The organism is Klebsiella sp. MS 92-3 (assembly GCF_000195655.1).
GTDB classification, from domain to species: domain Bacteria; phylum Pseudomonadota; class Gammaproteobacteria; order Enterobacterales; family Enterobacteriaceae; genus Klebsiella; species Klebsiella pneumoniae.
In genome coordinates this window covers 92155-101778 of record NZ_GL882806.1, presented here as the reverse complement: position 1 = coordinate 101778, position 9624 = coordinate 92155, and the positions used below count along the sequence as shown (strand labels likewise).

At 58.4% G+C, this 9624-nt stretch carries 10 protein-coding genes and 1 pseudogene; 4 read left to right on the top strand and 7 right to left on the bottom strand.

Annotated elements, in window-relative coordinates:
• Positions 1–125 precede the first annotated feature (125 nt).
• The 5 genes from phnV to phnR form a co-directional block, all read right to left on the bottom strand.
• Positions 126–923 (bottom strand): 2-aminoethylphosphonate ABC transport system, membrane component PhnV, encoded by a 798-nt coding sequence (gene phnV, locus HMPREF9538_RS14145; RefSeq protein WP_004145044.1) that lies wholly within the window; start codon positions 921–923, stop codon positions 126–128.
• A 2-nt stretch (positions 924–925) separates the two neighbouring features.
• On the bottom strand, positions 926–1786 hold the full coding sequence (gene phnU, locus HMPREF9538_RS14150; RefSeq protein ID WP_002923191.1) for a 2-aminoethylphosphonate ABC transporter permease subunit: 861 nt from the start codon (positions 1784–1786) through the stop codon (positions 926–928).
• A complete protein-coding gene (phnT, locus tag HMPREF9538_RS14155; protein WP_004150258.1) occupies positions 1786–2898 on the bottom strand; it encodes a 2-aminoethylphosphonate ABC transport system ATP-binding subunit PhnT in 1113 nt (370 codons plus the stop codon). The genes phnU and phnT overlap by 1 nt, the downstream gene beginning before the upstream one ends.
• 5 nt (positions 2899–2903) lie before the next feature.
• A complete protein-coding gene (gene phnS / locus HMPREF9538_RS14160; RefSeq protein WP_009485061.1) occupies positions 2904–3917 on the bottom strand; it encodes a 2-aminoethylphosphonate ABC transporter substrate-binding protein in 1014 nt (337 codons plus the stop codon).
• 178 nt (positions 3918–4095) lie between these two features.
• Positions 4096–4815: a phosphonate utilization transcriptional regulator PhnR gene (gene phnR, locus HMPREF9538_RS14165; RefSeq protein ID WP_004145049.1), complete on the bottom strand. Its 720-nt coding sequence runs from the start codon at positions 4813–4815 to the stop codon at positions 4096–4098.
• Positions 4816–4956: 141 nt separating this feature from the next.
• Here phnR and phnW point away from each other — a divergent pair.
• Positions 4957–6057, top strand: a pseudogene (gene phnW / locus HMPREF9538_RS32600) (2-aminoethylphosphonate--pyruvate transaminase); the annotation flags it as partial.
• Positions 6058–6069: 12 nt separating this feature from the next.
• Positions 6070–6879: a phosphonoacetaldehyde hydrolase gene (gene phnX, locus HMPREF9538_RS32595; protein WP_004210697.1), complete on the top strand. Its 810-nt coding sequence runs from the start codon at positions 6070–6072 to the stop codon at positions 6877–6879.
• Here phnX and nepI read toward each other — a convergent pair.
• Complete coding sequence (gene nepI, locus HMPREF9538_RS14170) at positions 6876–8069, bottom strand: purine ribonucleoside efflux pump NepI (RefSeq protein WP_009485057.1); 1194 nt, start codon at positions 8067–8069, stop codon at positions 6876–6878. The two genes, phnX and nepI, sit on opposite strands and share 4 nt — an antisense overlap.
• Positions 8070–8280: 211 nt before the next feature.
• On the opposite strand from nepI, the gene HMPREF9538_RS14175 reads away from it, so the two are divergent.
• Together HMPREF9538_RS14175 and HMPREF9538_RS14180 are read left to right on the top strand one after the other, a co-directional pair.
• On the top strand, positions 8281–8640 hold the full coding sequence (locus tag HMPREF9538_RS14175) for a type II toxin-antitoxin system RelE/ParE family toxin (protein ID WP_020316562.1): 360 nt from the start codon (positions 8281–8283) through the stop codon (positions 8638–8640).
• Entirely contained in the window at positions 8624–8947 is a 324-nt protein-coding gene (locus HMPREF9538_RS14180) for a helix-turn-helix domain-containing protein (protein WP_004173862.1), read from the top strand. The genes HMPREF9538_RS14175 and HMPREF9538_RS14180 overlap by 17 nt, the downstream gene beginning before the upstream one ends.
• Before the next feature lie 128 nt (positions 8948–9075).
• On the opposite strand, the gene HMPREF9538_RS14185 is transcribed toward HMPREF9538_RS14180, so the two are convergent.
• Positions 9076–9528: a DUF1198 domain-containing protein gene (locus tag HMPREF9538_RS14185; protein WP_004181583.1), complete on the bottom strand. Its 453-nt coding sequence runs from the start codon at positions 9526–9528 to the stop codon at positions 9076–9078.
• Between the last annotated feature and the right edge of the window lie 96 nt (positions 9529–9624).

The following is a 9624-nucleotide window of genomic DNA, read 5'->3' as shown; positions in this document are numbered from 1 at the left end:
TCCCGGCTGGCGCTACGCTTAGCCGGGCTATGACTGAGGAGGCCTGCGGGATTCCACTCCCAGGCCCGCGCAAGCGCAGCGCCGCCGGGCAGTCAGCCCCCTGCCCAGGTGGCATCATCAATTCTTTATCTCTGGCTTAATCGGCGGGCGATGCGCTCAAGCTTCATCATCAACAGCAGCGTGACGCCCACCAGCACAATGGTCAGCGCCGAGCCATCGGCGATATTGCCGCGATCGGTGAGGCTGAAAATGGTCACCGGCAGCGTCGTCCAGCCCGGCGGATAGATCATCACCGTCGCCCCTAGCTCTCCCATCGACAACGACAGGCTCAGCGCCAGCGCCGAGATCATCCACGGCGTCATCAGCGGCAGCGTCACATGGCGCAGGCGATACCACGGCGAAGCGCCCAGGCTGGAGGCGACGTTTTCAATATCAGCGGAAATACGCGCCAGCCCGGTCGTTACGTTGCTGAAGGTAAAGGCGGAGATCAGCACGAAGTGCGCCGCCAGAACGATAAAGAAGGTGCCGTTCATCTGCAGCGGCCCCTGGCTGAACGCCACCAGAATGCCCAGCCCGACGGAAACCGAGGGGATGGCGCTGGGCAGATAAAACGCCAGGCCAAGATATTTCTGTAGCGTCGCGCCATACTGGCGCAGCGCCAGCGCCGCCCACATCCCGCACAGCAGCGCCAACAGGCTGGCGCAGAAGCCCACCATCAGGCTCGAAAACAGCGAATCCCACGCCGCGCCGCGAAAGGCGTTAACAAAGTGGGCAAAGGTAAAGCCGGTGGGCAGCAGGCCGTTCCATTGTTTACTCAGGCTGGAGAGTAAAATCACCGCCAGCGGCAGCAGGAAAACGCCGGCAAAAAGCGTCACCGCCAGCGCGCCCGCCGCCGCGCGGCCTTTACGCGACCAAATCAACATCGTTAACTCCTTACGCCAGTGCGCGCCGCCGCCAGCCGATAGAGCATAAACAGCCCCAGCGACAGCAGAATATTGATCAGCGCAATCATGCAGGCCACGCTGTAATCCGACTCCAGAATCGCCTTGCTGTAGACCATCATCGGCAGGGTATTGACCCCTTTGGCGCCAATAAACAGCACGATCCCGAACTCGTTAGTGGTCAATAGCAGGCACAGGCTGCCGCCCGCCATCAGCGCCGGGAGCGCCGCCGGGAAGATAACCTGGGTAATCACCCGTAACGGATGAGCGCCGAGAATACTCGCCGCTTCCAGCTGGCTCTTATCTATCTGCCGCAGTCCCGCCATCAACGGACGCATCACCAGCGGCGTAAAGACGGTAATCTCCGCCAGAATCACGCCGTTTATTGAATAGAGAAAGTCTACCGGCGGCAGTTCAAAAGCAAACAACGCCATCAGGGTGCCGTTGAGCAGCCCCGCCGAGCCGTAAATAAAGGTGAATGCGAGGGTAATCAGGAAGGTCGGCAGCGCAATAAAAGTATCAATGACCCGGCTCACCAGTTGGCTGCCGGGGAACGGAATAAAGACCAGAATCAGCGCCAGCACGCTGCCGAGCACCAGGCAGCCAAGGGTGGCGAACACCGCAATCTGTAAGGTATTGAGCAGCGCGCCAATAAAGCGTTTTGAGTCAATCACCTGCCAGAAAGTCTCGAGGCTCAGGTTGCCGCTGGCGTCACGTAATGCCTGTTCGGCGATCAACAGTAGCGGATAGAAAAACAGCGTCGCCAGCACCAGCAGCGGCAATGCCAGCCACAGGTAAGGCCGTAAGTTTCGCGCCGGACGCGCAAGCGTGAGGGTTTGCGCCATCATTGCACCTCGATCAGAACCGCATCGCCAGGTTCGAAGTAGAGCGCCAGCTTGTCCCCCGCGCGCGGCAGCGGGTTCACGTGGGTCATCACAATCCGCACCGCTTCGCCGGCAACATCGCACAGCAGATGCGTCAGATCGCCCTGCCAGTGTACCGAGGTCAGGGTAGCATTGAGACGATTACTGGTTGCCGATCGCGGCGCCAGGCTCATGTGCTGCGGGCGAATGCATAACAGCTTGTTGTTGCCATGCAGGCCGCCCCGGCTGAAGGCGTTAATCAGGCCGCCGCCACAGCTCACGCTAACCAGCCCCGGCTCGGGGCTGTCTTTCAGCGCCGTCGCCTGCAGGATATTGGCGCGGCCGAGGAATTCGGCGCTAAAGCGGTTCGGCGGATAGTGGTACAGCTCGTGCGTTTCACCGTGGGCGATCAGCGACCCGTCTTTCATAATGCCGATTTTGTCCGCCAGGGTCAGCGCTTCGGTCTGATCGTGGGTGACGTAGAGGATGGTGAGCTCCGGTAGTTCGCGATGCAGACGGGCAATCTCTTCCACCATGTTATGGCGAATTTGCGCATCCAGCGCCGACAGCGGTTCATCAAGCAACAGCACCCGAGGACGCACGGCAATCGCGCGGGCTATCGCGACGCGCTGCTGCTGGCCGCCGGAAAGCTGATGCGGATAGCGGGTGGCGTAATCCGCCATACCGACGATTTTTAAGGCTTCAGTCACCCGCTCGGCGATAAGCCCCCTGGGCTGCTTTTGCGCCCGCAGGCCGAAGGCGACGTTATCTTCCACCTTCATATGCGGGAACAGCGCGTAGTTCTGCACCACCATCGCCAGCCCGCGTTTGTACGGCGGCAGTTGGGTGACGTCCGTATCGCCGATCAGGATCCGCCCGCCAGCCGGTTGCACAAAACCAGCAATCGCCCGCAGCACCGTGGTTTTCCCGGAACCGGAAGGGCCAATCAGCGCCAGCACCTCACCGGGCTCAATGGTCAATGACAGCGGTTTTAAGACCACGTTGCCGTGGTATGAAACGCGCAGCGAGTCCAGGGTGATCCCGGACGTCCCCGCCAGCGACGGGGAAGAAGTGACGGTGGTTTTCATCAACATCAGGCTTACTCGCTATTGGTCACTTTATGCCAGCGGGCAATGTCAGCCGACAGCGATACGGCGACATCGTCCCAGTTAGGTTCCCAGCTCTTCACGCCGTCGAGCGCCGCTTTCGCCGCCTTAAAGTTAGCATCATCCGGCGCTACATCGCTGCGTACCGGCAGGCCCCAGGAGCGCGCGCTGACGCTGGATTGCGCCGGTTTATCCAGCAGGAAATTGATCAGCTTTTTGCCGTTTTCGCTGTTCGGTCCGTTCTGCACCAGCCCGATGGTGTAGGGCAGCGCCAGCGCGCTGCGCTCGCCTTTGTCATCCGCCGGCCAGAAAATTTTAACGTTCGGGTTACGCGCCATCTGCGACAGGTTCATCTGCAGATCGCCATTGGCGACGTACAGCTCGCCTTTGTTGACCAGCGCCGTCAGCTTACCGGTCGAGGCCGATGGGCCAACGTTATTGGCCTGCAGCTTACCCAGATACGCAAAACCGGCGTCTTTACCGCCGAGGCTATGGAACGCCTGCAGCATCACCGCGGTACCGTCGCCCGCCTGGCCCGGCGTGGAGTACTGCAGCTTATTCTTAAAGCGGCTATCCAGCAGATCCTGCCAGCTGGCCGGCGCGGTTTTCAGCAACTGGCCGTTATAGATGAAGGTCAGATAGTTGTTCACCAGCGGCGCGTAGCGGTCGTTAGCGCCGGGGATCTGCGCGCTTCCCTGCGGGGTAAAGGTTGCCAGCAATTGCTCTTTCGCGGCGCGCTGGATAAACGGCGGCACCGTGACCAGCACATCAGCCTGCGGATTGGTGCGCTCCTTGGCCAGACGCTCGACGATCGCGCCGGAGCCGCCTTCCACATACTGCACTTTGATGCCCGTCGCTTTGGTGAAGGCAGCGAACTGGCTCTGATACCAGCTGTTATCGCCGTCATGCAGGCCGTCGGCGGAGTAAACCGTGACGACGCCGTCCGCCCAAACCGGAGAGCTGGTCAGCGCGAACAGGGACAGCAGAGCAAGTCGGGAGAGTTTCATCGTTTAAGCCTCATCGGATAGTTAGTTATTCTGGTGTAGACCAGATTTGCCTTCACGCTACCGAGGGTTTATGACAAAACGATGAAAGAAGTGTGTCGAAGGAGTTAAAACGAGCGGGATGCGTAGCCCCGGCACGCGCTAGCGCCACCGGGGAGATCAAAAAATTTAACTAATAAAATCAATGGGTATCGACTTCGATCCGCAGGCTATCATGCCGCCAGTATTCAATATCGTAATCGAGAATACGCCCGTGCTGATCGTAATTCAGCCTGCGCAACAGCAGCGCCGGGCGCCCCTCCATCACCCCCAGCGCCTCGGCGGCCTGCGGCGGCATTGAGGTGGGATAAAACGACAGATGCATACTGGTATAGATCAGGTCGTAGTGAGTTTGATAAATCTCGGTCAGACTGCCGTTGAGATCGTGGCGCAGCAGCTCAGGCACCCGCGCGGGCAGACAGTGGTTTTCGCAGTAGCACACCGGCCGGCCGTCGGCATAGCGCAGCCGGGTCAGCAAATAGACCTGATCGAAGGGCTGCAGCGCCAGAGGCGCCATCACATCCAGCGGCACGGCAGCCAGGCGGCCATCAAGCAGCACCGTTTTCGGTTCGCGACCCTGCTCGAGACACAGCTTGTGGAAGTTGGTATTTTGCGTCGGATCCAGCCATAGACGCTCCGGCGTCACAAACCAGCCGCGGCGGTCGGCGCGGTAAATCACGCCGCTGGCCTCCAGCTGCGCCAGGCTCTCACGCACCGTAATCCGCGTCGTGTTGAACAGCGCGCACAGCTCGCGCTCGGAAGGCAGCTTGTCGCCGCTTTTGAGGGCGCCGTTTTGAATACGCGCCTGCAGCTGCGCCTTAATCATCAGGTATTGCGGCATCTCGCCAGAGGGTGATTTCATGTTTACTCACTGCCACTTTTCGTGCGCTCATTATACATAGCCAGATGAATTTTTTGTTGCAGCGCCACATTTCCTTTGACCCTTTCCCGGCTTTGTCTCCATGATAACTATAAATCTGGTATAGACCAAATGGTGAGACAAATGACTTCACGAAATTACCTGCTGCTGACCCCCGGCCCGTTAACCACTTCCCGTACGGTGAAAGAGGCGATGTTGTTCGATAGCTGTACCTGGGATGATGATTACAATCTCGGCGTGGTACAGACCATTCGCCAGCAGCTGGTGCAGTTGGCTACCCCGGCCGACGGTTATACGGCGGTGCTACTGCAGGGTAGCGGCAGCTACGCGGTCGAAGCGGTGCTCGGCAGCGTCATCGGCGAACAGGGCAAAGTGCTAATCGTCAGCAATGGCGCCTATGGCGCGCGTATGATTGAGATGGCGCAGCTGATGGGCATCGCCTGCCACCCTTACGACTGCGGCGAAGTCTCCCGTCCGGACGCGGCCGCGATCGAACAGATCCTGCAGAACGACCCGGCGATCACCCATATCGCGATGGTACACAGCGAAACCACCACCGGCATGCTGAATCCGATCGAAGAGGTGGCCGAACTGGCGAAACGGTACGATAAACGCTATATCGTCGATGCGATGAGCAGCTTTGGCGGCATTCCACTGGATATCGCCGCGCTGAATATTGATTACCTGATAAGCTCCGCCAACAAATGCATTCAGGGCGTGCCGGGCTTTGCCTTCGTGATTGCCCGCGAAGCGGAGCTGGCCGCCTGCAAAGGCCGTTCGCGCTCGCTGTCGCTGGATCTGTACGCCCAGTGGCGCTGCATGGAGGACAATCACGGCAAGTGGCGCTTCACCTCGCCGACCCATACCGTGCTGGCCTTCGCCCAGGCGCTGAAAGAGCTGGCGCAGGAGGGCGGCGTCAGCGCTCGCCATCAGCGCTACCGCAACAATCAGCGCCGGCTGGTCGCCGGGATGCGCGCGCTCGGCTTCCGGCCGCTGCTCGACGATAGCCTGCATTCGCCGATCATTACCGCCTTTTATTCACCGGATGCGCCGCAGTATCGCTTTCACACCTTCTACCAGAAGCTGAAAGATCAGGGCTTCGTTATCTATCCGGGCAAAGTATCGCAAAGCGACTGCTTCCGCATCGGCAACATTGGCGAAGTCTACGACGCCGATATCACCGCCCTGCTGGCGGCTATCGACAACGCCATGTACTGGAAACAAAAAGGAACCGCCATGAACCGTATTAGCGCACTGATCCTTGACTGGGCAGGCACCACCGTAGACTTCGGCTCTTTCGCCCCGACGCAAATCTTCGTCGAGGCCTTCCGCCAGGCCTTCGATATTGAGATCACCCTTGAAGAGGCCCGCGTGCCGATGGGGCTTGGCAAATGGCAGCACATTGAGGCGCTGGGCAAACTCCCTGCTGTCGACAGCCGCTGGCAGGCCAAATTCGGCCGTGCGATGACTGCCGCCGATATCGATGCGATCTACGCCGCGTTTATGCCGCTGCAAATCGCTAAGGTTGTCGATTTTTCCGCACCAATAGCCGGCGTGGTCGACACCATCGCCACGCTGCGCGCCAAGGGCCTGAAGATCGGCTCCTGCTCGGGCTATCCGCGTCCGGTGATGGAAAAGCTGGTACCGGCCGCCGCCGCCCAGGGCTACGCCCCGGACCACTGGGTCGCCACCGATGACCTTGCCGCCGGCGGTCGTCCGGGCCCGTGGATGGCGCTGCAGAACGTGATTACCCTGGGCATAGACGATGTGGCCCACTGCGTGAAGGTCGATGATGCCGCGCCGGGCATCAGCGAAGGGTTACATGCCGGGATGTGGAGCGTCGGGCTGGCGGTGTCCGGTAACGAATTCGGCGCTACCTGGGAGGAGTACCAGGCGATGTCGAAAGCGGAAATCGCCACCCGCCGCGAGCGGGCGGCAGGCAAACTGTATGCCGCCGGGGCGCATTATGTGGTTGATACCCTGGCGGACCTGCCGGAAGTGATTGCCGACATCAATGCCCGGCTGGCAAAAGGCGAGCGGCCTTAAGCGGGTGAATTCACCTTCACTTTGGCCGCCACCAGCAGGCCGGTAAACAGCATCAATATCCCTGACAACACCAGCGGCGACAGCAGCCCTAAGTGGTCAAGCGCAATGCCGCCGACCGCGGCGCCGCAGGTGTTGGCCAGCTGGATCACCGCCACCTGAATCGACCCGGCTTTTTCCGCCTGATCGGAGAGGGAACGGGTGATCCACGTTGACCACCCCACCGGGATCAGCGCAAACGCGAAGCCCCAGATAATCGCCACCGTCGAGGCGATGATTTTGCTCTCTCCCCACAGCACCAGCGCCACCGCGCAGGCGGTCAGCACCAGCGGCGCAATCGCCAGCGCCGCTTTCACCGAACGCTTGAGCAGCACCGAGGAGAGCGAGGTGCCGATAAAGCTGGCGATACCAAAGCTCAGCAGTACCAGCGTCAGGCCGTCGACATCAAACCCGGCGAGGGTCATGTAAACCGGGCGAATATAGGTAAAGAAGGCAAACTGTCCGGCAAAGGCCATGAAAATGGCGCACATTCCGGCCATCACCCCCGGACGCTTCAGCAGACCAAACATATTTTGCTGCTGAGAAGCCGATTCCCCGGGCAGCGACGGCAGCGCTTTCAGCACCCAGAGCGTACACAGCACGCCCATTACCGCAGCGCCGTTAAAGACGTTGCGCCAGCCGATAAGCCCGCCAAGGAAACTGCCCAACGGGGCGGCGATCACCAGCGCGATTGATACCGCGCCGAAGATAATCGATAGCGCTTTCGGCACCACGCGCATCGGCACCAGCCGCATGGTCAGCGATGCGGACATCGCCCAGAAACCGCCGAGCGCCAGGCCCAGACAGGCGCGCCCCAGCAGTAGCAGGGTGAAGCTATCAGCGAAAGATACCAGCAGGCAGGAAAAGGTCAGCAGCAGTGAAAACAGGATAACCACATAGCGGCGATCGGTTTTACCTATCACCGTGGTGATAAACAGGCTGGAAAACATCGCGACGAATGCCGTCGTCGTCACCGACTGCCCGGCCATCCCTTCGGAGATGCCTAAATCCAGCGCCATCGGCGTCAGCAGGCTGACCGGCAAAAACTCAACGGTAATCAGGCAGGCGACGCAGAAAGCAACCGCGAAAACCGCCGACCAGTTTGGCCGCGCGAGATCGCGTGCATGGGGTTTGGTTTCATTTGAATGACTCATGAGTGACCTGCGAAGAAAGTGGCGGAAAGCTGCGCAGTGTAACATTTTGTTTGTGACGCATTTAACGTTTTCGCAACTATTCTCGCTTTTCATAAGAGGATGCGTAGCTGCTCGCATGTTTAAAAAAACGATGCTTACTATCGCTTTAACAAATCTCAGGAGAATTTAATATAGCACTATGTGCTATACTTTTAACGACAGGATGTCAGCAATGCGTATCTTCAAAACCAAATGGTTCGCCAGAGAGGCTAGCTCTCATGGCATTTCCGACGACGAGCTCTATCAGGCAATTCAATCTGCGCTTCAGGGCAAGGTGGTTGATTTAGGAGAAGGGGTTTATAAAAAGCGACTCAACAAGAATCGCGATCGCGCAATCATCCTTACCAAAAGCGCAGAGTATTGGTTTTATACCTTTCTATATGCCAAACAGGATATGGCCAATATCAACCATCGCGAGTTAATGGGTTTTCGTGAGTTAGCAAAACACTATGCCAATCTCTCTGAAGAGAAAACGACGGTCTTAGTTAAAAGTAAAGAACTGGTGGAGATTTGCGATGACAGCAAAAAATAAATACAAAAGCCCGGCTTTCGAAGCGATCCATAGCGCTGCGTCGGGGCTATTCAGCGTTGGCGCAATCCCACAGGAAACAATGCGCCATTTTGATGAATCATGTCTCGGTAGCGTAGCCGCACTTCAACCCATTGAAATTAAAGCGCTACGTGAACAACTCAATGTTAGCCAACCCGTGTTCGCTCGTTATCTGAATACCAGCGTGTCTACCGTGCAAAAATGGGAGACTGGCGCTAAGCGACCAAGCGGAATGTCATTAAAATTGCTTAGCGTCGTACAAAAACACGGCCTGAAAATCCTACTGTAGTTATCCTGCCGGATGGCGCTTACGCTTATCCGGCCTGCAAGTGACGAGTGCGGAAACCGTAGGCCGGATAAGGCGCAGCCGCCATCCGGCACAAAAAGCGATGAACCCCAGGCCGAATAACTATGAGATCAGTGCAGCCAGTGCACGCCGTCTTCCGGGAGAAACAGGTCGTTATAGCGCTGCTGAAGGTTATGCAAATCGCTCATATCCGGATCCAGCTCGCGCAGAAACCCTTGCGCCAGGCGGATCTGCGCCTCGGTGATCGGCGCCGCTAAACGCGCTTTTTGCATCAGGCGATACCAGTAATGCAGGTTTTTTTCGCTGGCGTCGACAATCGCGACCTGCCAGATGAGCAGCACCTGGGCGGCGTTCTGCAGATGTGCTTCATTCGGCCGCTCCAGGTAACGCAAATACTCATTACCGGCGGTTTTTCCCAGCTGATCGATCATCGATTCCAGCGGGACAGGCGTGATGCCGAGGCGTTCGCTCAGGCGGCGGATCGCGCGGCGTGAATCAGAGGTAAGCACCCGAAATCCCACAACAAACACCACTACCAGGGTGGCCAGTCCTATCCAGATCATGCATCCTCTCATCCAATCGCAGCCTGACTATCATAATGGGAATTTGCCTGCTGTCGACTGTCGGACCTGGCATAATGCGCAAGAAATAAAAAAAAG